Raw genomic sequence first — 25692 nt, forward strand, 5'->3', positions numbered from 1 at the left:
ACAGCCCTCTTTCAGTTTGTTTTATTGAGATATTCTTCCAGACAAATATCTTGATTGTATATATCTTCAGCAGCTTCCATTCCGACATAACGATAATGCCAAGGCTCATTAATTACTCCCGTTATATCTGTTTTATGAGCCGGATAACGACGGATAAACCCGAATTTATAGCTATTTTGACTGAGCCATTCATATACTTCTTTTCCGGTGGAATGAATACCATCCGCATTGATGTCCACTCCAAGCCCCAACTGGTGTTCACTTGTTCCGGGAATTGCTACCCACTCTTCGGCTTTAGTCGTTGCCTCTTCGAATGCATAGCCCTCGGCTTGGTATTCAGCAATTTTTTCGTCCATTAAATTCTGCTGTTTTTGTGTGGTTCTGTACCCAGACGCTACAACAGGATAAATGTTATCGCTTCCTGCGGCATCAAACATTTCCCGCAATGCCGGATATATCCGTTTATCTATGCATTGTCCGTCTGCAAATTCTGTTAATTCTACCTCGTATCCATCCGGAATGCGGTTCCATTTATTTACTAAAATCAAACACCATGCGGTTTCTTCAGCATCGGTTTTATCAAGATTGTTTTCCTCATTGGCTATTGAATCGGCATGAAAATCGGTATCATTTGTCTCAACGGCAGAATTAAGAATTTTAGGCTGTTTATCTTCGCCAACCGGATCATTGTTTGATAACAGACCAAAACCCAACATTGTTGCAGCAAGACAGTAACACACCAATAAAGCTAATAAAAATAAACGTATGCGTCTGAGGAGCCGGGCTTTGCGTCTTAATTTCTTGCGCGGTTTATGTTTATGTCTATTAATATCATCATTGCTTGAATATTCTTTCATTCATAATAACCCTTCTTTGCCATTTGGATAAATGCAGATATAAAAAGCTCCTGTCCAGTAATTATCTTACCAAACAGAAGCTACATTGATTTTAATATTCAGTTATTTAATTCCTAAGAAAATCCTAATATCCGATTGATATTTTCCTAAACCGGCTGCGGCAAAATAACAGTAAATATAATCGTATTGTTTTCGCTTTGTGCTTCAATGTTTCCGCCATGTAAAGATACAATCTCCTTTGCTATCGCTAAACCAAGGCCAGCGCCTCCTGTATTTGAAGTTCGGGCTTCGTCCATCCGGTAAAACTTCTCAAAAATTGCAGATAGCTCTTCCCTCGGAATCGTTTGTCCTTGGTTCTGAAATGAGATTACTACTTTGTCATTCTGCTCCTCGGCAGAGATAATAATTTCTGTATTCGGATAGCTGTAAGCCACCGCATTTTTCAATATATTATTAAAGACCCTTGCTAATATTCCAGGGTCGGCATAAGCAGTAAGATTTTCGTCAGCTTTCAGTATTGCGTTATTTCCATTTAAAGAGAGAATAGGCGTAAGCTCATCTGTTAATTGTACGAGCATATAATAAAGGTCTACATTTCCTTTTTCTATTTTGATCTGCTGCAGATTATAGCGCGTGATTTCAAAAAACTCATTTATCATCTTTTCTAAACGATATGCTTTATCTAGGGTTATATGCAGATATTTAGTTTTCTGTTCCATTGGCATATCGGGCGCCTCTTCCAATAAACTTAAATACCCGATTACAGATGTAAGGGGTGTCTTTATATCATGCGCAAGATACATGACTAAATCATTTTTTCTCTGTTCTGCCAACTGCACTTCCAGTTTGCGTTTTTCAAGCGTTTGTTTTACTGTATTCAACTTTTTTTCTATAGCCGACATTTCGGGTAATAGTTGGATTTCTGATTCATCTTCATTTAGCAAAGCATCAATGCCTTGATTTATTATATTAAAATATTGAGTAAACCAATTAAGGAAAAAGCGAAGCAGTACAAAAAAAATAATAGCAATAGCCGCCATCCAAATTATATTCCTATTGTTACGAAATATTTGCTGATACAGGCTAAGAGCACCATAATAATCTATTCTGAGACTCCGCCGGAATATAGAAACAATCCAATCACCGCCGTTATTCCGCCATAAAAATGTATATAGAACAGAAATAACTATGAAAGCAATAATTACCATACCAAGAAGGCGAAAGAACATCTTTGATTTCAGTTGCGCATAATCAGCTTTGTTAACTTTTCTATATTTGTGTTTCAATTTTATACCCCACTCCCCATATCGTTTTGATGTACTTCGGATTGTCCACAGTATCATCCATTTTTTCACGCAAATGACGAATATGAACGGTTATCGTGTTGTTGCTCTTGTTGTAATATTCGTCTTTCCAAATTCTATGAAACAATTCTTCTGCACTTACGACACTGCCTTTCTGCTCTAAAAGAATACGGAGTATAGAAAATTCAGTAGGAGTGAGTGCAAGCGGCCTTTCGTTCAAAAGGCATTCATGTGTTTTAATATCCATTACCAAACCTGAATGGACGATGACAGTATCTTCCGTATCCTCGGAACGTGACAGATTGTATTTTTTATACCGCCGTAGCTGCGCTTTTACTCTTGCTACCATTTCAAGAGGTCGAAAAGGCTTTGTAATATAATCATCTGCACCTAATGTTAAGCCTGTAATTTTATCAATTTCTTCATCTTTTGCTGTCAGCATAATAATCGGGTAAGTATATTTCTCCCGGATTTTTTGACATAATTTAAACCCATTCATATCCGGAAGCATAACGTCCAATATTGCAAGGTCAAGTTCGTTCGTCACAATATAGGCAAGAGCATCCCTTGCTGAATAAAATTTAAAAACAGTGTAGCCTTCATTTGTTAAATATAATTCAATTAAATCTCCAATTTCATGTTCATCGTCTACAACAAGTATTTTTTCCAATATAAATATAATGCTCCTTTCCTTTGCATTGTAAATAACGTCTTATTTTAGCAAATAGTCATAAATAATTTGTAATTTTTAGAATAAGATATTATTAAGATTTTCTTATTTTTTAGCAGTTTGCTGCACGGAAATATAATCCGTAATCACCAGCCCTTTCGGTTTCAAGCAATATTATATGCGGACATCAGAATAATAACAATATATAAGCAAAAAACATGGCTTGCCATCACCATTGGGCGAATTGGCACGGGATACCTAAAAACCCTGTATGTGCCCGATTTTTTGTTATGCAGCCCCTATACTCTACGTATTATGATAAAATCCCGAATCCGCCTGATAACGTCTCATCCGATATTTCAGCGGAGTACAGCCATATGTCTTCTGGAACTTCTTAATAAAATTGGAGGGATAACCATACCCCGCATCCCTGGCAATTTCAGCTATGCTCTTCTCCGTCGTTACAAGTAGGTTTGCGGCATGGGACATTCTTAGAGAAGCAGTATATTCTCCGATAGTCATATGGTAATATTCGAAAAATCCCGCTTTCAACTTCTGGGAATTAATAAGCAGCGTCCGGCTGAGTGCCTCGATGGTTGGAGGATGAGTGAACTCCTCCGTTAGTATATTATGGGCGCGCTGAATGCTCTGAAAATCCTTCTGATAGGAAAATGAGGTACGCGCCTGATACCTTTTGCTCTCCAAAAGAATTCCCATGCACTCTAAGATTGCAGCCTCCAATAAAAGACCGTTCAAGCAGTCTTCTTCGTCCCTTATTAACAAGCGCTGTAAAATAACCATAATTTCCGCAGGGAGATAACGCTTGGTATGATTTTCCGAAAATTGCTCCAAGGGGTTAAAGTCAGGAAAACGAATGGCGATTTCCTGGAGGAATGCCGGATAAATCGTAAATTCTGCTCCATAAAAATGGTCGCCGGGCTTCCACGCCTGCCTCCCTTTCAAATTTCTCTCCAGTACAAGAAAAGCGGAAGACTCAAAGGAGGAAACAGGCTGACGTTCCAATTGAAATCTCGTCTTACCTTCATAAACGATTCCAAAGCGCAAAAAAGGCTCCGGCGTGTTGAACTGAACCACAAAAGAACGGGGAATGGTATAATCGGCAATTCCAAAATCATAAAAGCCCGGCTTTGTATAAAGGTGAAAATAGCCGTTTTTCGGATTTTCATATAAAGTATAATTTTCTTTTTCTATAGCCTGAAAGTCCAGCTCGCGCAACATAATCCGGCGAAATTCATTAGGATTTTCTGAATGATACATATAGACCTCCTCTCTTCATAATTCTTGCATTGTTCATAACCTTTATTATATTGGATTGTAAAAATAATTCAATCAGATAATAAAATAATGAGAAAAGATAAAATAGTTGCATACGACTAACCGCTTTGCTATAATGCAAAGGTCGTTAGTTGAAACTAACTTTTTCGAAAAAGATGTTCTTCTATTTCTGCGAGCTTTTGTCTGCGCCGTAAGCTCGCAACATAAGAAAAATTTGCGCAGGTACGAGGAGAAATGAAAAAATGAAGAAAAAATTTATAATATTATTGACAACCGCCGTGATGAGTTTTGGTGTCTTAGCGGGCTGCGGCAGTTCAGCAGCAGAAACACAAGGTAATGTAAATACAGCAGAAAGTACAAATCCAAGTAATGATCCAAATGAGAAACAAGACGAAAGTCCAAGCACCGGTGAGACAGACACTGCCGAAGCGGATACGATTACCGTTACTGACGCCAGAGGCGAGGTTGTAATCCCTGCAAATCCTGAACGTATCGTTGACTTAAGCGGAAACAGCGATATTTTAAGTGTGTACGGATACACGGTCATAGGTACTGCGAACTCTGACGCTTATGATTATACCAAATTCCCCTCCTATCTAGAAGACACTCTAAAGGATGCTAAAATTCTTGGCTACAGCATGCAGGACACTATGGATATCGAGGGTATCTTGGAGTTAGAGCCGGATTTGATCATCATTTCCAGTGTTCAGGAAAAAATGTATGAGCAGCTTCAGGAAATTGCTCCTACCGTCATGATCGAACTGGCACAAATTAACTGGCGGGATGACATCAATGCCTTTGCAAAAATTATGGGAAAGGAAGATGTAGCCTCACAGTGGCTGGCGGATTATGATAAGAAGGCAAGCGACAAGGGCACAGAAATCAAAGCAGCTTACGGTGAAGAAACAACCTATCTGGCATTTCTTGCCAGCGGCGGGCAGCTCTATGTCTTTGATGCTGCAGGAATCGGAAGCGTAATGTACGAGGATATGGGACTTGCCAAGCCTGCCAATATGCCCGCGCAGGATAACATCAGTCTGCCCGTAATAAGCTATGAGGGACTTGCCGAGTTGGATCCCGATTACATATTTGTAGCGGCTACCGAAGCGGATATGGAGAGTTTAAAGCAAAGCAGCATCTATAACAGTATGCGCGCTGTAGAAGACGGAAATGTAGTAGAGCTTCCTTCCAGCCCTTACTTCAATATGGGTTATAGCTGTATTGGAAGGGAAGTCTTTTTAGCGGAATTTACCGGTTTAATGGAGCAATAAATAGTATGAAAAGAAATACGATCATTTTAACAGCAGCCGGTGTGCTGCTGTTATTTGCGGGCATGATTATGTCCGTTCATATCGGTGCGAAAAATATCCCCGTTTCAGAAATTTACCGGGCTTTTTTTCATTATGATGATTCTCTAAATGCCAAACTCGTACGCGAGGTGCGCCTGCCTCGAATGCTCTTGGCCGTACTGGTAGGCGGGATGCTTTCTTTGGCGGGGACTATGATGCAGGGCATTATGCGCAATCCTATCGCGGAGCCTTCCGTCATGGGTGTAACCCAAGGGGCTACGCTGGCAGTATCCATTGCCGCAGTGTCCTCCTTTGCGGGCGGCATATACGGCAATTTTTTCATGGGCTTGCTGGGCGCTGCCGGGAGCGGCATCCTGATACTCGTATTTACCATGGGAAAAGCCTCTAATCAGAGCATTTCCAGAATCCTGCTGGCCGGAACGGCCCTAAGTACCTTCTTTCTTTCCCTAGCCTCCGTGGTGGCCTTATTGGGAAACCGCTCACAGGAACTGGCCTTCTGGGTAGCGGGCGGCTTGCGTCAGGCCGGCTGGGTTCAAGTAGCTGTCGTCGCTGCAGCCGGCGGCTTTTTTTCCATACTCGCATTTTCTTACGCCGGAAAAATCAACATTATCAGCCTCGGTGATGATGCTGCTGCCGGGCTGGGGATTTCTCCGGAAAGGATAAAGCTTCTTATTATATTGTACCTCGTCCCGATTTGCGGCGTCTGTGTGGCGGCTGCGGGCAACATTGGATATCTGGGGTTGTTCGTACCTCATATTATACGCAAGCTGATAGGAAATGACTACCGCAGGCTAATGCCCCTTTCCTTTTTATATGGAAGCACTATCCTCGTACTGGCGGACATTGCCGCCCGGACTATCTCGGCTCCTTATGAGCTTCCTGTGGGACTTTTTACCGCCTGCATGGGTGTTCCCGTATTTTTAATGCTGGTAAGAAAGGAGAAAAGATAGATGAAAGAGAAAAAATACGGTTTTAGAGCAGCGGTTTGTCTGTCTCTCCTTTTAACAGTTGTCCTCATAGCTCTTATGGTGGGTAGCTATCACATATCTCCTTTTCAGATAGTACAAACCCTATTAGGAAGCGGGAGCAAGCTGCAGAATTTCACCGTTTTTCAGATACGCCTGCCAAGAATTGTTCTGGCTGTCATCGTAGCGTCAGCACTCGGCGTTTCGGGAGGAATCCTTCAGGGCATTACAAGAAATCCCCTGGCAGAACCGGGGATGATCGGAATTAATGCAGGAGCCGCATTATTCGTGGTACTCTGGATTTCGGCAGGAACTACCGACTATTACTCCACCCTTCCGGTTCTTACTATTCTGGGAATGCCTCTGCTGGCGATGACAGGATCCTTGCTTTCCGTAGGGCTTATTTACCTTCTTTCCTCCAAGAGTGGCATCCGTCCTGTTCGCTTTATTCTTACGGGAATCGGAGTAAACGGCGGCATTTTAGCTGTGATTTCCTTTTATCAGCTAAGCATGTCCAAAGGGGATTACAATCAGGTACTGACTTGGACTAACGGAAGCCTCTGGGGCAGCAACTGGAACTATATCCTCCTGACAGCACCTCTAGTCATTCTCCTAATCGGGGCAGTGCTATTTCGCAGTAAGAACCTGGATGTGCTGGCTCTGGGTGATGAACTGGCGGCAGGAGTAGGGTTATCCGTACCAAAGGAACGTTTGCTCTTTCTGCTTCTTGCCACTTTTTTGGCGGCACTTGCCACCTCTGTTGCCGGAAGCATAGCATTTTTGGGACTTTTAGGGCCGCAAATCGCCAAAAGACTCACAGGCCCGGTACATGGCAAAATGCTTCCCATGGCAGCTTTGATCAGCAGCATTCTTTTAGTAGGAGCCGATGTTATAGCAAAAAATCTGTTTTCCCCTCTGGAGATTCCGGTCGGAATCGTCGTATCCATAGTGGGGGTTCCGTATTTTATTTACTTGATGATAAAGGAAAGATAGGAGGTTACGGGAATGGGAATTGAAATTAAAAATCTACAGGCAGCATACGAGGACAGAATCATCATTCCGGACGCCAGCCTCGTCATACCGAAGGGAAAAGTAACGATGCTAATCGGTCCTAACGGCTGCGGCAAGTCTACGCTGCTAAAGTCAATCGCAAGAACGATTCCTGCAAAAAGAGGCAGTATTTATCTTCACGGAGAAGACATCCGGAGAATGCCGCCCAAAAGCCTCGCCAAGAAAATGGCAGTACTGCCCCAGAGTCCCTTGGTTCCCGAAGGAATACAAGTAAAGGAGCTGGTGGCATACGGGCGATTTCCCTATCAAAAGCCATTGTCCGGCCTGAAAAGGGCGGATCACGAAATAATTCGCTGGGCTATGGAAAAAACGGGAGTTCTGGAGCTTGAGGAGCGAAGGGTAGAAGAATTATCAGGCGGTCAAAGGCAGCGCGTCTGGATTTCTCTGGCGCTGGCTCAGAAAACCGGAGTTCTGCTCCTGGACGAGCCCACCACTTATCTGGATATGGCCCACCAATTAGAGATTCTGGAGCTGCTGCGCAAATTGAACCACGAAGAGAAGACCACCATTGTCATGGTCATTCACGAGTTAAATCACGCTTCCAAATTTGCTGACCATATCATCGGCATGAAACAGGGACATATCCTGTTCGAGGGTACTCCCAAGGAAGTGATTCACGTAGAAAATCTAAGAAAGCTCTATGAAATTGAGGCGGTGCTTATGGAAAATAAGGATAAGGGTTATCCGATTTGTATGGATTACTCCTTGATATGTGAATAAAAATACCTATTGACGCCCCTTTTTCCTTTTATCGTCTTAAAGTCATAAAAATTAATAAATAAATTTTTACAGTTCCTCAATTGAGCACATGGTCAGGTTTGAGAAAAAAACACGGTTCATAGACCATATACACAATGGGATAAAAGCCCGGGAGATATTTTCTAATTCTCCCGGGCTTTTTTACTGCCTGAGTTTTCTCATAAAATTTCTTCATAAAATAATTTTCTATAAAACAAATAAGATATTCGCAATAAGCGAAAAGTGTTGTACAATAAGTCTAATTAATCAGAAAAGAAAAATCTCAAAAAATCATAGAAAAAGAAGGGGCATACTATGAGCAACCGGAATATACCGTTTCAAGATATAACCTTAGCCTACTTTTCGGGAACAGGCTGTACGAAAGCCGCCGTTTCCTGCTTTGAAAGCCGGCTTGCCGGACTTGGAATCCACACCAGCACAATCTGCATCTCCTCCGATAGCTCCGGCAGTGTCGGAACCTCGGATTTGCTGATTGTTTTTTCTCCGGTATATGCATTCCGCCTGACTTCCATCGTCGAAGACTGGGTAAAACGGCTGCCTGATGCCCAAAATACATACGCCGCCATCATATCTGTTTCCGGAGGCGGAGAGATTTCGCCCAATACTGCTTGTCGGACCCTTTGTAAACGCATTTTAATAAGAAAGGGTTACCACTTTGTGTATGAAAATATGCTGGTAATGCCCTCCAACTTCGCATCCCATGCCGGAGCACAGCTAAACAAACAGCTAATCGATTCTTTACCTAAAAAGGCCGCACAGATGATTGATGATATTTTATCCGGGAAAAAAAATAACACACACCCTAAGTTTCAGGATAGGCTCTTTGCCTCAATCGGGAAAGCGGAGCATCTGGGCGCAAAGTTTTTCGGGGCCTTCATCCGCACGTCAAGCCATTGTAATCAGTGCGGACTATGTATTAAAAGCTGTCCAAAGAGGAATATCCGAATGAAAGAGGGAAAGCCCGCCTTCGGCTTCCATTGTATGCTATGCTTAAGGTGTATTTATGCCTGCCCTCAAAAAGCCCTTTCTCCGGGAATACTCAAATTTTTCGTATTAAAGGAGGGCTTCGACTTAAAGGCTATGAGTAAGGCTCCTGACCCAGGAAAAGATCAGAATGTACAGGAGTATTCTGCCGCCGAGCAGCTTCTTTGGAAGGGTGTTCTCGATTACCTGGAATAATGGGAACTGCCGTTTTTCGGTACAAATAGGCTCAAAGCGGTTGCATCTTCCGGCATTAACTGTTATAGTAATACTATGAGATTTTTTAATACACTAAAAGAGGTTTTTATATCATCACTGCCCCTAGCGGCAGTAATCATTATCGTTTGTGTTTTTGTGGCTCCCATGGAGAACGCATTCGATTATGTCAAGTTAATAGTTGGTTATATGAGTGTTGTTCTGGGACAGTCGCTGTTTTTGGATGGTTTGAGCATCAGTATTCTGCCTATCGGCAAGCTGGTGGGAAGCTCCCTCGTGAAGCTGAAAAAAGCCATATTTATCATTTTCTTCGGCTTTGTATTCGGTTTGCTCGCTACGGTTGCTGAACCTGCTTTGGCAGTTCTCGCCCGTCAGACACATATGATTATGAACATTATCGATGAGACACTGTTCATATGGATTATGGGTTCTGGCATCGGTGTGCTGGTCGGGTTTGCTTTGTATCGAATCATGAAGGATCTGAATATCAAGATTGTATTTGCTATACTTTACATTGCAATTTTTGTTGTCGTCTTTTTTGTACCTGAAGAATTTATCGCATTGGCTTTTGACGGAAGCGGTGCAACCACCGGTGATATTTCCGTTCCCTTTATACTGGCTCTGGGCTTAGGTGTTTCCGGTACTATGTCAAAGCACAAGGCTAACGAGGACACATTCGGAATCATTGGGCTTGCATCGGTAGGTCCTATTTTAGCGCTGTTTTTCTACGGTATCATTTTAAATGCCGTACATGGAGGAGTCCTTCCGCCGGCCGGAGTATATGATCCGGGCGCGGCAGAAAGCTTAGGAGCGATTATCCAGTCGAATATATCCGGCGTCGCCCTGGCCCTCTTTCCAATTGTAATCGTATATTTACCGTTTCAATTTCTGCTGATAAAGCTTCCTAAAAAGGAACTGATTCAAATATTGCTCGGCTCCATTTCCACCTACGTGGGCCTTCTCATTTTCTTGTCAGGAATTGATTTCGGCTTTGCGTTTGCGGGCAAATATATCGGTGAAGTGTTTTTGGATGCCTCGCGTCCGGGATGGTTCAAATGGTTGCTGCTCTTGGTGGGCTTCGTACTCGGAGTCGCCATTACGCTTTCCGAACCTGCCGTTACGGTACTCGGTGAACAGCTCGAGGAAATTACCAACGGTCATATTAAGAAAATAACGATACGCTCTACACTTGCTATCGGTATTGGGTTTGCTGCGCTATTTTCCATGGTAAAGATATTAACACAGATAAATATACTCTGGTTTTTGGTTCCGCTTTACGCTATAGCTCTTATTATGATGAAATTCACTTCGAATCTCTTTGTGGGATTGGCCTTCGATTCAGGCGGAGTTACCGGTGGTGCCCTGACATCGGCATTTTTAACTCCCCTTACCTTAGGCGCAGCTCAGGCTGTTGCTGATTTGGAAGGTGCAGGTGCACAGTCGATTTTGACAAACGGATTCGGAATTATTGCCTTTATTTCCGTAACACCATTAATTGCTGTTCAGGCTTTGGGCATTATTTACGATATAAGACTTAGAAAAACACAAAAACTTATCGAAGAAAACGAGTTGGCAGAAATTCATGAATTGGAATCACTCGTCTTGCAAGCTACATCTGCAGATTCTGACGCCGGTTCTTCATCTAAGAAAATCGGCAGGCGCCGTAAAAATAGAAAATTTAAGCATAGGGGTTCCCCCATGGAGGATAGAAGAAGTGATACACGATGATGTTCCGTCTTGTCTGGAATTTTTAACTATAATCGCCGGAAGAAAGCTGAAGGCTTCTCTTATTGAATCGTTGTCGGCAGAGGGCGGACGGCTGATAACCGTCATGTATGGAAAGGGCTCAGTCAAAACCGATTATCTTCGGGATATGTTCGGGCTGGTGCCAGAGGAGAATAAGGTCGTAATAACCTGCCTTCTTCCTTGTAAAAAGGTTGACACAGTAATGGATATGCTGGTCAGCAAGTTTCATTTCGACAAACCGAACACGGGTATCGCATTTACCGTACCCATTAACATTACTTTTTAATTTTGGAGGAATTAACGGTGACAGAATCTAATCCTAAAAAAGCATTATATATTATAGTAAACATTGGCTTCGCCGATGAAATTGCGGAAATCATGCGCAAGGAAGGTGCAGGCGGAGCAACGATCATGAATGCCCGCGGTTCAGGTCCTATGCCAAAATCCATTTTAGGAATCACTATTGATACTGAGAAGGAAATCATTCTCAGCGTAGTAGATGAGGAAATGAGCGAGAAAATCATTCATGCCGTAAGGCAAAAAGCGGGTCTCGGCACTCCGTGCAACAGTATCTGCTTTACGATGCCGGTGGATAAATTTGTTATGACACATGTATCAGAACCATCGAACGAACCGACAAAATAATGAGGAAAACAGAAATGCTTGCCATAAGTAACGGCAAGCATTTATTTGTTCTTTAAAAGGAAAGTGATCCTTTTAAAGAAAAGTGTATGCGCAGCTACGCGCGCGGAACAAATGCTGTGCTGTCGGTGTTTTTAGCTGCGAAGGTGGGCGACGCACACATTTGTTCTACGAACTCGCTGACTTTCTCCTGTGTAAGTTCTTCATTCTTCTTTGCATTGATTAAGCTCAAGGTTCCGTCCATACGCCCTAACTTCTCGTTCAGCTTAACGATACATTTCTCTGCGTCACCGCCCGCACTGCAGATAAAAGCAGCCGTCACTTTGTTTCTCATATCATTATTTTCCAGAAAGGTATTGATGGGCGATGCCGGTCTGCTGTTCCAGATAGGCATTCCAATAACAACCCTGTCATAATCTGCCGGATTATATAGGTATGGTTTTAGCCTGGGCCTTTCTCCAAAAGTGGCCGCTTTACCGCAAAAGATGTACTTGCCTATGGTACTGCGGGGATATTCTTTTATTGGTTCAAGAGCCATAATATCAGCATCCATCTTCCTGGCAATCAGTTCGGCAGCAAATTTTGCATTCCCGCTCATCGAATAATATACCACTAATGTCTTCATCTTTCTATTTCTCCTCCTTATTTTTCAATATTTCTTCCGCTTCCCCGCACCACTCCAGATAAGCACGATATGTCCGTATTCCGAATCTGACGGTAAGAAGATAATATTCGTGAGCTGCTTCCATATCCTTCACCTTTTCCAGTATTTCCTCCGAGGCCATAAGATAGGGAAGCTCCTGCTCTATTTTTTTTCTAAACTCTTTGATATGGTTCAGCGTCTGCTCCGCTCCTGCTTCACTGCCAAAAAACAGTTTGAGCAGCGTCTCATAACGAAGCTCATCCTTTTCCACCGGAAGAGTGAGCCATTTTCCCAAATAAGCGTGTCCTGCATCCGTAATAGTGTAAATCAGTTTGCCTCTGCTGCTGTCTCCGTCCTCCCGCTTTGTGGCGAGCCCTCGCTCCACCAGGCCGCTCAAGGTCGGGTATATACTTCCGTAGCTTGCACCCCAGAAATATTTAAGTGAGGTATCCATTCTCTTCTTTATTTCGTATCCGGTTAGCTCGTCGTGGCTGAGCAATCCTAAAATTACACAATCCAGTTTCTTTTCCGATGCCATTTCTTCTCTTCTTTCACTCTTGCTTTCTACTTTTATTTCACTCTTGCTTCTTGCTTTCCATTCACTCTTGCTTCTTACTTCCTATCTCGCTTTTACTTCTTGCCTTCTATCTCGCTCTTACTTCTTGATTTCTATCTCGCTCTTACTTCTTGATTTCTATCTCGCTCTTACTTCTTGATTTCTATCTCGCTCCCCGTTTTTATTTTCAGGTCTCATTTTATAATATAATACATTTTGCGGACATAAATCAATACATGCGCCGCATTGGATACATTCTATACTGGTTATTTTTCCTGCTTTCACCATCTCTTTTACCTCTAATCCCATAGGGCAGCTTCGATCACACTTTCCGCAGGAAATACATTTTTCTTTATTAGCTGATACATGGAGTCCCGGCAAATGCAGCAAGTCGCGCAGTTTCGTTCCAATTACCATAAAAGGAGCCATCCAGCAAAAATAATGGCAGAATACTCTTTTTCCCCCTAGAATAGATGGGATGAATATGAGCACTATGATCCCGTAATAAATGATGTATGTATAAATGTTTGCCACGGAAATCCCGTGATCCGTTTGAAAGAAAAAATCTACTCCGGTAATTTCCCCTTTATAAAAATAGCAGAAGGCAACTGCTCCGATCCACAGAAACCAGATAACGTATTTGATATAGTTTCTAACGCCTTGCTTCGGTCTTCTGTCGTTAATCATAAAGGCGCATTCCTGAAGTCCGCCCGCAGGACAGGCATAGGCACAGAAAATTCTTCCAAAAGGAATCGAAAGTAAGAACATCAGCAGGAACATAATAAAGCTCCCGTTGATAATTCCATTCAATCCGGCATTAATAATGAGCACCGGAGAAAAATAATATAGGGTAATGGGAAACAAAAGCAAGGCTATTATAAGAAATAGTTTCCTAATATTCTGTCGCTTCATAAAACTCCTCCATGTATCAGTTTGATATATAATATCATATATCATATTGATATATATAGCAACTACTTTTTTCATAAATTTCTTATCCAAGCTAAAATTTAAACTTTACTGTTGCAAATTATATTAACTCGAGTTAATATAAATATAATGTTACACAAAACTACAATTCTAATTTGGAGGTTTATTATGTATAAATGGATACGTCAACAAGCTTCATGGAAAAAGACAGCACTAATTTTTATTACAGCCCAAATCATATTCTTATGTATGAATACCTTAACCTTTCCGGCCATTATGAAAGACGGATCCGGTCTTATCCCTTTTGATATGACCGGGATATCAGGATATGATTACCAATATGCGGATAGCTTTATTAACGAACTTACTTTAAACGGAAGAACTGTATATCTCTTCTTTCAGGAGCCGCTTGATATTCTCTATCCACTGCTTATTTCTTTCAGCTTTGTTATGGCCTTTTGCCTTCTCAGCAAAGAAAAAAGCCGCTGGCCTCTGATCGGATTTATCCCGATGATATTTGACTATCTGGAGAACATACTGGTTATTTCCATGCTGACCGTAAAGCCTCTTCCTTTATTCCTGCCTTCCGTATCTTCTTCTATTACCTGGCTTAAGGCTGTTTCTAGCATGTTGTGCATGGGATTGCTTATCATTGTATCCTTATGGTATTTCACCGGATGGATCATACAAAGGAGAAAACAGAAATATGGAAACAAATGATTTTTCCCTTCGCGAACTGAATTTTGGCAATAACCGGCACAAAATTATGAAAGAATTTCTAACACGATTAACAACGCAGTCCATCAACGATATTTATGTGGAGGACGTATGCAAGGCGGTCGGAATATCCAAAGTTACCTTTTTTCATTATTTTCATTCTAAAGAAGAAATTGTTCATTATTTCATACTGGGATGGGAATATGCCAGAAGTTATGAAGCCATAAACGGATTGTTTCATGGCCGGCAAGGAATTGAACATATTTTTAAAAGTATCAGTCAAGAAGTATTTGCTCAAAATTTGATGCTTTCCCTCACTCAGTTCTTATCAAAGACAGAGTGTTTTAATTTACAAATCGCAATTACGGGATACGAATACAGCCTCTTTCATTCAAAAGCCTATCAGCAGAAAATAAGGCCTATGAATATTATGGAAGTTATGTCTCACTATGTATGTGAGACTACTTTTACAGGTAAAAATGATGATTTATGCACTATGCTCCTAACACTTCTTTATGGAGCTCCCCTCGCTGCGAAATGCATAGGAAACATATCTTTAGGAGAATTGTATGAAAAGGATTTAACGCTTCTGTTATTTCAAATAGAAAATTATTTATAAAAAGATTATTGATTGTCCTCATAGCATACTTGTTTCCCGGGAAGCCAGACTATATAATAAGCATAATAGCTGTTTCATCAGGTTTAGAAAGTGTGCTTTGTAAACTCTCGCGACCAGATGTTCTGGCAGCACAGCTGTAAACAGAAATGTATGGACTTATAAAATATAGGATGAGAAATGAGGATAAATAAATGAAATACGCAGCTCTTTTTAGAGGAATTAATGTAGGCGGTAAAAATATAGTAAAAATGGCCGCACTGGAACAATTATTCTTCGACTTAGGCATATATACGGTAAAAACTTACATTCAAAGCGGTAATGTCGTCTTTGAAACCAGCCTTTCAGAGACGGTTTTGCCGGAAAAGATAAAAGCCGGCTTCGAAGACCGCTTCGGCTTTAAAAGCAATGTCATCATGAGAAATGCAGAAGAATGGAAATACCTTATTGAACAGCTCCCGTTCACGAACGAGGAAGTAAAGGAAGCGGAGGCCGCTGATCCGCAAGTCGAACATCTCTACGTCTATTTTTTGAATGATTTTCCGGAACAAACAACTATCGATACAATACAAAAAGACTATATCGGAACAGACAAGATACGGGCGGGACAGAAAGAAATATATTTTCTCTGCAGCCAAAGCGTCCGGAATTCAAAGCTCGCCATCCGTATTTCTAAAGAATTCGAATCAGCTACCGTGCGTAACTGGAAAACAGTGAGCAAATTATACGATATGCTCACCAATATATGAATTCGATAAGGAGGTTTAGCGATGAAATGTAATTGCTACGCCGGAGAATGTCCGCATAATCTTTGCATGCACAAGGTTCCAATATTTTCTTCCTTGAGCCAAGAGGAAATGAGCCATATTTCCTCTATAATAAATCATAATAATTATCAGAAGGGTGAAATTCTGTTTTCGGAAGAGGATAGCCTTCGTTCTCTTATAATCATAAACGAGGGCAGTGTAAAAGGTTTTAAGATTACTCCTGAAGGCAGAGAACAAATTCTTCATGTTTTTTCCGTAGGGGATTTTTTCGGAGAACGTAACTTATTTGGCGGCCAAAAATCTGCCTATACAGCAGAAGCATTGGAACCTACGAAAACTTGTTCTTTTACAAAAGATGATTTCCATAAAATCCTCTTTGCTTATCCGGGCATTGCCATAAAAATCATCGAAACACTGGAAGAGCGGATTGCACGCATGGAAAGCACAATGCAAAGCATGGGAGTACGCAGCCTGGATGGACGAATCGGAGGGCTTCTTCTGGACTTTGCCGATAAATATGGGGAGGTAGTACCGGAGGGAATTCTCATCCGCCTGCCGCTGAGCCGTGAAGGCATTGCCAATTTCCTTGGCGTTGCCCGCGAAACTGTGAGCAGAAAGCTCGGACAACTGGAGATCGATGGGGTCATCCGCCCCGTCGGCAACAAGAATATTCTTCTTCTGGATGGCGAAGCTTTAAAGACCATGACCGGAAAAGATACATAAAATGCTAAAATGTGAACAGAATGAATACTAAATTTCCAAAATTTGATTATAATCACAGATATATACTCTCCGACCTGCTACACTGATGCTACGGACTTGACATGCGCGAAAAACTCGCGCAGAAAGGAGCAGAAAATGTCAGATAAAATTCTCGACCTCAATTTAACGGTTTATGAATTATGTACCTCGGATTCGGGAATAATTCCCATATTGGCCGAAGCAGGTTTTACAGATATTACAAAGCCCGGTATGCTGGCCACGGCGGGGCGGTTCATGACAATCCCCAAAGGTGCGGCTCTTAAAAAGCTGGATCTGGAAAACATAAAACTTATTTTTGCAAGACATGGATATATAGTAAAGGAGGAGAAGAAATGAGTGCGGAAATTAACAACAGAGAGTATCGCCAGCAGGTTTTGAAGGAATTGATTTCTGAGCTTCACGATGGTAAAAGCGTGGATGAAGTGAAAGAAAAATTCGCCGAGGTATTCGGAAACGTGTCGGCAGAAGAAATCGCTCAGGCAGAACAGGGCCTGATTGCAGGCGGTCTTCCCGTTACGGAAGTACAGCGTCTTTGCGACGTTCACGCTTCGGTGTTCAAGGGCTCCATCGAGGATATCCATCGCATCCCCGTTTCCTCAGAGGTTCCGGGTCATCCGGTAGATACGCTTAAACGGGAAAATCGCGCCATTGAAAAAGAAATAGACGAGGTGCGTACACAGCTTGCTCTGCTTCCCGACCCGGACGCAAAAGACAAGGTGAAAGCAGGCTTAAGAAGACTTATAGAAATTGACCGGCATTATCTAAAAAAAGAAAACCTCTTCTTTCCTTATATGGAGCAATATGGAATTACTGCTCCGCCTAAGGTTATGTGGGGTGTAGACGATGAAATCCGCGCGCAGCTCAAGGCTGTGTCAGCAAAGCTCGACAGCGAAGAGCTTTCTTCTCTGGCAGCGGAAATTGAAGCATTCCTGGATAAAGCCGGGGAGATGATTTTCAAGGAAGAGAACATTATGCTCCCCATGCTGTTGGAAAATCTGACACAGGATGAATGGAAGACTGTGGCGGACGAAAGCGTAGAACTTGGCTATTGCCTCATCGATAATGTTCCTGTATGGACGCCCGTTGCGGGCAATGCTCCCGAACCTTTGGCCCAGGAGCCTACTGCCGTATCCGGCACGATCAACCTTCCTACCGGAGTGTTAAAGGTGGAAGAGCTTAGTCGAATGCTGGACACTCTACCCATCGACATTACATTTGTCGGCAAGGATGACACTGTCAAATACTTCTCCCAGGGCGCAGAGAGGGTATTCCCACGCACAAAGGCTATTATCGGACGGAAAGTATCCAACTGCCATCCCCCGGCAAGCGTTCATATCGTGGAGAAACTGGTGGAGGACTTCAAAGACGGAAGAAAGGATTATGAAGATTTCTGGATCAATATGGGTGAAAAATTCATCCTGATACGCTACTTTGCCGTAAGAGATGAGGCAGGAGAATACATGGGCGTCCTGGAAGTAACACAGAATATCCGTCCGCTTCAGGCAATTGAAGGAGAAAAAAGATTGGTTTCAGATGAAGGGAGATTCAATGATGAGCACACCCTATTTAAAAAATATTGAACACGAAAAAATACTGGACCTTTGCGCTTTGGTAGAATACTCGGAAGGGCAGGTCGTAAGCCGTACGTTGGCGCAAAATTCCGCAGTGAGTATTACCTTGTTCGCTTTTGATGAAGGAGAGGAAATCAGTTCCCACTCCTCCACCGGGGATGCAATGCTGAGCGTTTTGGACGGAACGGCAAAAATTACTATTGGAGGAGAGGTATATTCCTTGAGTTCAGGGGAAACTATTGTGATGCCTGCGGGTATTCCTCATGCGGTAGCAGCAGAAAAGAGATTCAAGATGCAGCTTACGGTAGTCTTCCCGCAAAATTAAACTGGGGAAGGACTCACTTTGAAGCACTTAAATGAAATGGGGACGTCTGAGAAAATAGAAGTCATTGGAAAAACTGCAGCTACTGCAAAAGCAGACGCTACTGCAAAAGCAAAGGAACTGCAAAAACAGAGACTACTGCAAAAGTAAATACAATTAAAAGAAAGGAGGAATTGACATGAAAGCTGAACTAGATAGAAGCGGATGTATTTCCTGCGGATTGTGTACCAGCATTTGTCCTGAAGTTTTTCGGATGGCTGATGATGGTATTGCAGAAGTATATGTAGAGGATGTTCCGGCAGAATTAGAGGCAAGCGCCGTAGAAGCGCAGGACGGATGTCCGGTAGCAGTCATCAAAGTAGAGTAATTCATAGGAAAAAGTCTTATCAGTATTATAAAAGCGGCGCCGCGTAAACTTAATCAGTTATACGCGGCGCCTTTATCTATCATATGAAAGGGGGAGTGAATAATCTTATGGCATAAATCAATAACTCATCTTAGAAAAAAAGCTTAATATCGTCCTCTACCGTACCGATTCCTGCAATCCCAAAGTTTTCTACCAGCACCTTAGCCACATTGGGGGAAAGGAATGCGGGGAGTGTGGGTCCTAAATGGATGTTCTTCACGCCCAGGTAGAGCAGCGCCAAAAGTACGATAACGGCTTTTTGTTCATACCATGCGATGTTGTATGCTATGGGCAGCTCGTTGATGTCAGCAAGCCCGAATACTTCTTTAAGCTTTAAGGCGATTACTGCCAGGGAGTAAGAGTCGTTGCACTGTCCTGCGTCCAGAACACGAGGAATTCCTCCGATATCTCCCAAATCCAATTTGTTATATTTATATTTTGCACAGCCTGCTGTGAGAATTACGGCATCTTTAGGTAATTCCTTAGCAAAGTCGGTGTAATAATTTCTCGATTTTGCCCTTCCGTCACATCCTGCCATAACAACGAATTTCTTGATCGCTCCGGATTTTACGGCATCTACTACCTTATCTGCCAACTGGAACACCTGATGATGAGCAAATCCTCCAACAATTTCGCCTCTCTCGATTTCCGTAGGCGGCTGGCAGGTTTTCGCCTGAGCAATAATCTCGGAGAAGTCCTTTTTCTCTCCTATCTCTCCGGGAATGTGCTTGCAACCCGGGAAGCCCGCTGCGCCGGTGGTGTAAAGGCGATCCTTATAGCTATCCTTCGGAGGAACAATACAGTTCGTAGTCATGAGAATCGGCCCGTTAAAGCTTTCGAACTCTTCTTTCTGCTTCCACCAAGCATTTCCGTAGTTTCCTACGAAATGGGAATATTTCTTGAATGCCGGATAATAATGGGCAGGAAGCATTTCGGAATGGGTATATACATCTACACCGGTTCCTTGCGTCTGCTCCAGCAGCATTTCCATATCGCGCAGGTCATGACCGGAAATAAGAATACCGGGGCGGGTTCCCACGCCAATATTGACCTTGGTAATTTCGGGATTACCGTAAGCGGAGGTGTTGGCGTTATCCAAAAGAGCCATGCCGTTTACTCCGTATTTACCGGTTTCCAAAGTCAGCGCGATCAAATCTTCCACGCTCAGACTATCATCCAGAGTCTTAGCAAGAGCACTTTGCAAAAATGCATCTAACTCTACATCGTCCTGAAGCAAAGCATTAGCATGCTTGCTGTATGCAGAAAGACCCTTTAAGCCGTATGTGATCAGCTCGCGCAGGCTGCGGATATCTTCGTTTTCTGTGGACAGCACGCCTACCTGTGCTGCCTTTGCTGCAAATTCTCCCCTGTCAGAAGACTCCCAAAGAGCTGCTGCGGGAAGGCTATTTATTTTTTCAACCTGATTTAACAGATTTTTCTTCACTTCCAAGGTTTCCAAGATGCGGGCAACGATTGCCTCCTCATCAAAGTTCGCATTAGTGATTGTTATAAATAAGTTGCGTGTTACCATATGATTCACATTTGCATCAATTTCCTTGCCCTCAGCGCGCAGCTGCGTAGTAACAGCAGACAGTCCCTTAGTGACATAGATGAGCAAATCCTGAATACCCGCTACCTCCGGGCTCTTTCCGCAAACACCGACCTGGGTACACCCTGTACATCCGGCAGCCTCCTGACACTGGTAACAAAACATTTTATTTTCCATACTTCGTTCCTCCTTTATGATTTGCATAAAAAAATTTATATTTGCAATTTACATGCTTCTTCTTTATGTCTATCATAGCAAGAGTGTATAAAAAAATCCGTAACATTTGTTACGGATTGAAAATTCTATAAAATATCTTGAAATTGATTTTTATCTGTAATTATAATCTTCTTTTTCTTAATAAGAAGCAATCCTTCTTCCTGCATCCTCATCAATTCCCTGGATAGTGAAGGTCTTGCCGCATTAAGGAAATCTGCCAGCTCCTCACGGTTCATAGAAAGCTCTACGTTTCCGTCCTCAGAAGAATTCATAAACAACACTCTGGCAATCTTCTGCCGCAAAGTACCGGCCGACATGATCTGAAGCTTTTGATTCAAATAATACGCTTTCTGCGCCAGAATCCCCATCAGGTTGGAAATCAGCTTCGTATGATAATCACAGTTCTCCCCGCAGGTGTGATACAAAAATTCCTTCGGAATCAGTAATACCGATGTATCGGCTGCAGCCTGCGCATAATGGTCATATTCCCCCTTACTGAGAAACAGAAAAACTTCTCCAAACAAATCTCCTGCTCCGCCAATCGTCGCGACGATATTTCGTTTGCCGGAAACAGAGTCGTTACAGATGACTACCGAGCCGTCCAGCAATACATGGAGTTTGTTCGGCTTATCGTGCTGCGAAAAGATGATTTGGTCTTTTTCATAGGAAATGATTTCAGACCGGCTGCACGTTAAGCAATTCTGAATTTCTTCATCACTCATATTAGAAAATAAAGCGCTCTGATTAAGCTGAAAATTCATGTTCCGCCTCTTTTAAAGAAATGAGGGCCTTGTCGGATTCTTCCTGCTCGTTATGCGCCTTTTCCCTATAAGCTAAATATATCGGAACTGCGAAAAACAGCGAGCCGCCCACGATATTACCAATCGTTACGGGAAGAAGATTTACCACAAACATATTGCCCCAGTTCAGCGCAGAAAGCTGTGCTTCGGTATAGCCGTACAGCTCCATCGCTTTTGCTGCATAATTTTTATTTGCTAACGCGAGAATACCCGCAGAAATGTAATACATATTGGCAACGCAATGCTCGAAACCGCAAATGACGAATACGAAGATAGGGAAGAAAATTGCCCAAATCTTACCCGCCAAATCTTTCGCTCCCGCAGCCATGAATACTGCAGCACAAACGACGATGTTGCAAAGGATGCCGGAAATAAAGGCTGTAACGGGATTGATCGTCGATTTGGCAAGGGCTACCTTTATAACATATGCACCTAATGCACCGTGCGAAAATTCGAACTGACCGCTGTATGTGACGAGGACTGCCATGAGAACAGCTCCTGCTAAATTGCTGACAAACACAAGCGTAAGATTTTTGGCCATCACAGGCCACGGATATTTCTTATCCAATATTCCAAAAATAACGAGACAGTTACCGGTAAACAGTTCTCCGCCAATCAAAACGATGAGCATGAGGCCGATAGGGAACACCGCTCCGCCGATTGTTCTGGCAACCCCTGTGCTCTCTATTCCATACATGGAAACGCTGCTGGCTGCTGCACCTATGCTGATGAACGCACCCGCTACCACACCCATAAGAAGTACCTTCCAAACCGGATAAGAAACCTTATTCATACATAACTTTATATATTTTTGCAATATCTCCTTCGGAGTATACAAATTTTCCTGCATTTTGACTACCTTCCCATTTTTGGACCCATTTTCAGTAACATGAGAAGTGTACCAAATTTTTCGTTGTTTGAACAATATAAAAAAAGCATGCAAGTATATCATTTTTTACATATTGATATGCCATCTCGTTATTATTTATACTCTTTGTATGCCACTTCGTCTCTGGCCAAGTACAACCGTTTCTTAAATTGTTCATCCAATTCACCGAGTTCGTATTCATTTCTATATATGAGGACATCCTTGTAGCTGTTATTTGGAATCGCACATTTTCTTTGCACCAGCCCATACTGTTCCAAATATACTTCGGGAAGAGGAGACACCCACATAAAGGTGGTGGGAACCCTCGTCAGCAGGTCAAACTGGCATCCCCTGTCATAAACGTAAATATGCTTTCCGGCCTTCGTCTGCTCCTGCGGCTCCACGCTTCTCCTATCCACATAAGGAATAATCAAATCTGCATGGGACAGCTCGATATGGTGAAACAAATCCTCGGCCCTCACAGACGGCACCGCTGCCAGCGGATGCTCTCTGGACATCACCGCCAAATATTCGAACTCCCATACCAGCTCATGGCTCAGTCCGTTGCTCCTTACAAAATCCAAAAAATAATTTTCATAAATGCTCTGATAGCGTATAATTCCTAAATCAAATTTTTCATAGGCGACGTTACTGATCGCCTGCATGGAATTGGTTTCCTGAATGGTAATCTCCATTCCCTGCGCTGTATCCAGTTGTGCCACAAATTCCGTAAAACCTTCGGCGATATAGCTGCCTCTCGGTATGGATATACGAAGCCTCTGGCTATCCGCCCTCTCCCCTAAGCCTAACGCCTCCATCTCCTCCATATGCTCCATAATGCTTTTCGCATGAACGAGGAAATTGCGCCCTTTCTCAGTAGGTATGATTCCAGCCTGCGCACGCTCGAATATCTCGTACCCCAGTTGCTTTTCCAGCTCCTTTATGGCCTTGGAAAGATTGGGCTGGGCCATAAAAAGATTATGCGCTGCCTTGGTAATGGAACCGGTTCTTTCTATTTCTATTGCATAACTGAAAAATTGTGTATTCATGGAAAACTCCTTTTTTCATAGCGCTTTTTATAATAAAAGTTGATTCTTTTTGAGGTCAGTTATTTTAAAAATAATAAAAAAACAATTTTTGATAGTATAAAAACCAATTTTTGTTTCTTGACGAAATATAATAAAACTACTATAATGATTTTTCGTGAGCTAACTATAGCTTTCTTTATCTGTCACTTTTATCGTTACTATTTACAGCATTGCTGTTCATAGCAATTGTGAATAGCAATCATTTACCTTAATATTTTCCTTACGGAGGATGAAATGTTAATCAAAAATTATACTGCACAATTAAAGAACGAATTCAAAGGATACAACGGGACTGCTCTCATGCAGGATCTGATGGCCGGCTTAACTGTTGCTGCCGTGGCGCTTCCCCTTGCCCTCGCCTTCGGTGTCAGCAGCGGTTCCACTGCGGCAGCCGGTCTGGTAACTGCTATCGTTGCCGGTTTGGTCATCGGGGCTCTTTCCGGCGGCTTCTACCAAATATCAGGACCTACCGGAGCTATGGCTGCCATACTGATATCCATCATTGCCAGATACGGCATACAAGGAGTCTTTATCGCCGCTTTTATTTCCGGTATCCTCCTTGTACTCTGCGGAATCTTCCATATAGGCAGGTTGACCAGCCTGATTCCTGCTCCCGTCATTACCGGTTTCACCTCGGGCATCTCGGTAATCATCGCTCTCGGGCAAATCGATAACTTCTTCGGTGTGACCTCCAAGGGTACGGGTACGATTTCCAAGCTGCTAAGCTATGGGCGTCTGGGCTTTCCCATTCATATGGAATCCGCCCTACTCGGGCTGCTTGTCATTGTGTTCATGATTTTCTTTCCTAAGAAATGGAACGCTGTAATTCCGGCTTCCTTCCTTAGTATTATACTCGCTACCGTCCTGTCTATCACACTGCATATGGATGTGGCAACGGTGGGCGCTATCCCTAAGACTCTTTTTCTGGAAACCCGCTTTACCTTGAGCTCCTTGAATATGGAAAATATCAAAGGCCTGCTCGGACCCGCCGTCAGCATCACCATGCTGGGCATGATCGAAAGTCTTCTGTGCGGCGCAAGTGCAGGCAAAATGGCTAATGTGCGTTTAAACAGCGACCAGGAACTGGTAGCCCAGGGTATCGGCAATATAATCCTTCCTTTTTTCGGCGGCATCCCGGCCACGGCTGCCATCGCCCGCACCAGTGTCGCCTTGAAATCAGGTGCACGCACGCGCCTTACCGGAATCTTTCATGCGCTGGGGCTTCTCGCCTTCATGCTCGTGCTCGGTCCCATCATGGCTAAGATACCTTTGCCGGCTCTCGCAGGAGTGCTTATGGTCACCGCTTTCCGCATGAATGACTGGGAAGAAATCAAATACATTATCACCCACAAATTTAAAGGCGCTTCTATGAAATACACGGTCACCATGGGGGCTACTATCGTCTTCGACCTTACAACTGCTATTATGATAGGCATTATTACCGCTTTGATTCTCCTGGTAAACCGTCTGTCCAATATCGAAATTAACTACGAAGAAGTGGATATGAACCGCGTCCACAACACCGACGCCACTCTTGCGAAAAGGTATGAGAATGCCATTGTTGCTTATCTCACCGGCTCCGTGCTCTTTGCTAACACCCAGCATATCGAAGATATGGAACATCATGCAGAGGACTACAATACGGTGCTTCTGTCCATGAGAGGAGTTTCCTATATGGATATTTCGGGGGCCATAGCATTCATGCACGTGCTGACCTCCCTGCAAAATCAAGGGAAGAAAATCATCCTATGCGGTGTTCCCAATAAGACCATGACTATGCTCCATCGCTCCGGCATTTATGAAATGGTGGGTAAAGAGAACTTTTACTGGAGCGTGGAACGCGCACTTTTACATAATTAATTTACCACATTTTACAGCTCACATGTTGTAAAAAATGAAAATGACAAAAACAAAAGTGTGCTTCACGCACTCTCGCGGCCAATTACTTCGGCAGCACAGCTTTTGTTCCGCGTGCGTAGCTGCGCATCCATTTTTTCTTGTAATAGGAGCACTTTCCTATTACAAGAAAAAAGCTCCGTTTGCACGGAGCTTTTTTCTTTATTT

Annotated in this window: 29 protein-coding genes; 18 read left to right on the top strand and 11 right to left on the bottom strand. The window is 42.9% G+C overall.

Going from position 1 to position 25692, the window contains the following annotated elements:
• Positions 1-11: 11 nt before the first annotated feature.
• The 4 genes from CC90_RS0114410 to CC90_RS0114425 form a co-directional block, all read right to left on the bottom strand.
• Positions 12-857, bottom strand: coding sequence for a M15 family metallopeptidase (locus tag CC90_RS0114410; RefSeq protein ID WP_031391461.1), 846 nt, complete (start codon positions 855-857; stop codon positions 12-14).
• A gap of 146 nt (positions 858-1003) precedes the next feature.
• Positions 1004-2200: a vancomycin resistance histidine kinase VanS gene (vanS, locus tag CC90_RS0114415; RefSeq protein ID WP_081906017.1), complete on the bottom strand. Its 1197-nt coding sequence runs from the start codon at positions 2198-2200 to the stop codon at positions 1004-1006.
• Positions 2127-2834, bottom strand: coding sequence for a VanR-ABDEGLN family response regulator transcription factor (gene vanR / locus CC90_RS0114420; protein ID WP_031391463.1), 708 nt, complete (start codon positions 2832-2834; stop codon positions 2127-2129). The genes vanS and vanR overlap by 74 nt, the downstream gene beginning before the upstream one ends.
• Before the next feature lie 303 nt (positions 2835-3137).
• Complete coding sequence (locus CC90_RS0114425) at positions 3138-4109, bottom strand: helix-turn-helix transcriptional regulator (RefSeq protein WP_051869621.1); 972 nt, start codon at positions 4107-4109, stop codon at positions 3138-3140.
• Between the two features lie 260 nt (positions 4110-4369).
• Here CC90_RS0114425 and CC90_RS0114430 point away from each other — a divergent pair, with 260 nt between their 5' ends.
• From CC90_RS0114430 to CC90_RS0114465, 8 genes are all read left to right on the top strand, one after another.
• Positions 4370-5398 carry an ABC transporter substrate-binding protein gene (locus tag CC90_RS0114430; protein WP_031391465.1) on the top strand — a complete coding sequence of 343 codons (1029 nt, stop codon included), beginning with the start codon at positions 4370-4372 and terminating at the stop codon, positions 5396-5398.
• A 5-nt stretch (positions 5399-5403) separates the two neighbouring features.
• Positions 5404-6387, top strand: a complete 984-nt coding sequence (locus tag CC90_RS0114435; protein WP_031391466.1) for a FecCD family ABC transporter permease — start codon at positions 5404-5406, stop codon at positions 6385-6387.
• Positions 6388-7395, top strand: a complete 1008-nt coding sequence (locus tag CC90_RS0114440) for a FecCD family ABC transporter permease (protein WP_051869623.1) — start codon at positions 6388-6390, stop codon at positions 7393-7395. It abuts the gene before it with no gap.
• A gap of 12 nt (positions 7396-7407) precedes the next feature.
• A complete protein-coding gene (locus tag CC90_RS0114445) occupies positions 7408-8193 on the top strand; it encodes an ABC transporter ATP-binding protein (protein ID WP_031391468.1) in 786 nt (261 codons plus the stop codon).
• A gap of 333 nt (positions 8194-8526) precedes the next feature.
• Complete coding sequence (locus CC90_RS0114450; protein ID WP_031391469.1) at positions 8527-9411, top strand: EFR1 family ferrodoxin; 885 nt, start codon at positions 8527-8529, stop codon at positions 9409-9411.
• A 75-nt stretch (positions 9412-9486) separates the two neighbouring features.
• Complete coding sequence (locus tag CC90_RS0114455; protein WP_081906018.1) at positions 9487-11157, top strand: DUF1538 domain-containing protein; 1671 nt, start codon at positions 9487-9489, stop codon at positions 11155-11157.
• On the top strand, positions 11144-11461 hold the full coding sequence (locus CC90_RS0114460) for a hypothetical protein (RefSeq protein ID WP_242843315.1): 318 nt from the start codon (positions 11144-11146) through the stop codon (positions 11459-11461). Before CC90_RS0114455 ends, CC90_RS0114460 begins: the two co-directional genes overlap by 14 nt.
• 17 nt (positions 11462-11478) lie before the next feature.
• Positions 11479-11820: a P-II family nitrogen regulator gene (locus CC90_RS0114465; protein ID WP_035315727.1), complete on the top strand. Its 342-nt coding sequence runs from the start codon at positions 11479-11481 to the stop codon at positions 11818-11820.
• A gap of 94 nt (positions 11821-11914) precedes the next feature.
• Here the strand turns inward: CC90_RS0114465 and CC90_RS0114470 are convergent, their stop codons facing one another.
• The 3 genes from CC90_RS0114470 to CC90_RS0114480 all read right to left on the bottom strand — a co-directional run bounded on the left by CC90_RS0114470 (position 11915) and on the right by CC90_RS0114480 (position 13928).
• Positions 11915-12442, bottom strand: coding sequence for a flavodoxin family protein (locus tag CC90_RS0114470; RefSeq protein WP_051869624.1), 528 nt, complete (start codon positions 12440-12442; stop codon positions 11915-11917).
• Between the two features lie 4 nt (positions 12443-12446).
• Positions 12447-12998 (bottom strand): PadR family transcriptional regulator, encoded by a 552-nt coding sequence (locus CC90_RS0114475; RefSeq protein WP_031391474.1) that lies wholly within the window; start codon positions 12996-12998, stop codon positions 12447-12449.
• A 156-nt stretch (positions 12999-13154) separates the two neighbouring features.
• Complete coding sequence (locus CC90_RS0114480) at positions 13155-13928, bottom strand: 4Fe-4S binding protein (protein ID WP_051869833.1); 774 nt, start codon at positions 13926-13928, stop codon at positions 13155-13157.
• 186 nt (positions 13929-14114) lie between these two features.
• Between CC90_RS0114480 and CC90_RS0114485 the strand changes: the two genes are divergently transcribed.
• From CC90_RS0114485 to CC90_RS0114525, 9 genes are all read left to right on the top strand, one after another.
• Positions 14115-14666 (top strand): hypothetical protein, encoded by a 552-nt coding sequence (locus CC90_RS0114485; protein ID WP_031391476.1) that lies wholly within the window; start codon positions 14115-14117, stop codon positions 14664-14666.
• Entirely contained in the window at positions 14653-15282 is a 630-nt protein-coding gene (locus CC90_RS0114490; protein ID WP_031391477.1) for a TetR/AcrR family transcriptional regulator, read from the top strand. The genes CC90_RS0114485 and CC90_RS0114490 overlap by 14 nt, the downstream gene beginning before the upstream one ends.
• A 191-nt stretch (positions 15283-15473) precedes the next feature.
• Complete coding sequence (locus CC90_RS0114495; RefSeq protein ID WP_031391478.1) at positions 15474-16028, top strand: DUF1697 domain-containing protein; 555 nt, start codon at positions 15474-15476, stop codon at positions 16026-16028.
• A gap of 21 nt (positions 16029-16049) precedes the next feature.
• The gene (locus CC90_RS0114500) at positions 16050-16769 is read left to right on the top strand and encodes a Crp/Fnr family transcriptional regulator (RefSeq protein WP_031391479.1); all 720 of its coding nucleotides are present in this window, start codon (positions 16050-16052) and stop codon (positions 16767-16769) included.
• A 135-nt stretch (positions 16770-16904) separates the two neighbouring features.
• The gene (locus tag CC90_RS0114505) at positions 16905-17144 is read left to right on the top strand and encodes a DUF1858 domain-containing protein (RefSeq protein WP_031391480.1); all 240 of its coding nucleotides are present in this window, start codon (positions 16905-16907) and stop codon (positions 17142-17144) included.
• The gene (locus CC90_RS0114510; protein ID WP_031391481.1) at positions 17141-18388 is read left to right on the top strand and encodes a DUF438 domain-containing protein; all 1248 of its coding nucleotides are present in this window, start codon (positions 17141-17143) and stop codon (positions 18386-18388) included. Before CC90_RS0114505 ends, CC90_RS0114510 begins: the two co-directional genes overlap by 4 nt.
• Positions 18360-18704, top strand: coding sequence for a cupin domain-containing protein (locus CC90_RS0114515; RefSeq protein ID WP_031391482.1), 345 nt, complete (start codon positions 18360-18362; stop codon positions 18702-18704). The genes CC90_RS0114510 and CC90_RS0114515 overlap by 29 nt, the downstream gene beginning before the upstream one ends.
• A gap of 18 nt (positions 18705-18722) precedes the next feature.
• Positions 18723-18851, top strand: a complete 129-nt coding sequence (locus tag CC90_RS24845; RefSeq protein WP_278245480.1) for a hypothetical protein — start codon at positions 18723-18725, stop codon at positions 18849-18851.
• Between the two features lie 28 nt (positions 18852-18879).
• Complete coding sequence (locus tag CC90_RS0114525) at positions 18880-19068, top strand: ferredoxin (RefSeq protein WP_031391483.1); 189 nt, start codon at positions 18880-18882, stop codon at positions 19066-19068.
• A gap of 130 nt (positions 19069-19198) precedes the next feature.
• Here the strand turns inward: CC90_RS0114525 and hcp are convergent, their stop codons facing one another.
• The 4 genes from hcp to CC90_RS0114545 form a co-directional block, all read right to left on the bottom strand.
• Positions 19199-20833, bottom strand: a complete 1635-nt coding sequence (gene hcp, locus CC90_RS0114530; RefSeq protein WP_031391484.1) for a hydroxylamine reductase — start codon at positions 20831-20833, stop codon at positions 19199-19201.
• 125 nt (positions 20834-20958) lie between these two features.
• Positions 20959-21633 (bottom strand): Crp/Fnr family transcriptional regulator, encoded by a 675-nt coding sequence (locus CC90_RS0114535; RefSeq protein WP_031391485.1) that lies wholly within the window; start codon positions 21631-21633, stop codon positions 20959-20961.
• On the bottom strand, positions 21617-22522 hold the full coding sequence (locus CC90_RS0114540; RefSeq protein ID WP_031391486.1) for a formate/nitrite transporter family protein: 906 nt from the start codon (positions 22520-22522) through the stop codon (positions 21617-21619). The genes CC90_RS0114535 and CC90_RS0114540 overlap by 17 nt, the downstream gene beginning before the upstream one ends.
• A 131-nt stretch (positions 22523-22653) precedes the next feature.
• Entirely contained in the window at positions 22654-23589 is a 936-nt protein-coding gene (locus CC90_RS0114545; protein WP_031391487.1) for a LysR family transcriptional regulator, read from the bottom strand.
• Between the two features lie 273 nt (positions 23590-23862).
• Between CC90_RS0114545 and CC90_RS0114550 the strand changes: the two genes are divergently transcribed.
• Entirely contained in the window at positions 23863-25488 is a 1626-nt protein-coding gene (locus tag CC90_RS0114550) for a SulP family inorganic anion transporter (RefSeq protein WP_031391488.1), read from the top strand.
• The last annotated feature ends 204 nt before the right edge of the window (positions 25489-25692 follow it).

It is taken from the genome of Kineothrix alysoides (assembly GCF_000732725.1).
Taxonomy (GTDB): Bacteria; Bacillota; Clostridia; order Lachnospirales; family Lachnospiraceae; genus Kineothrix; species Kineothrix alysoides.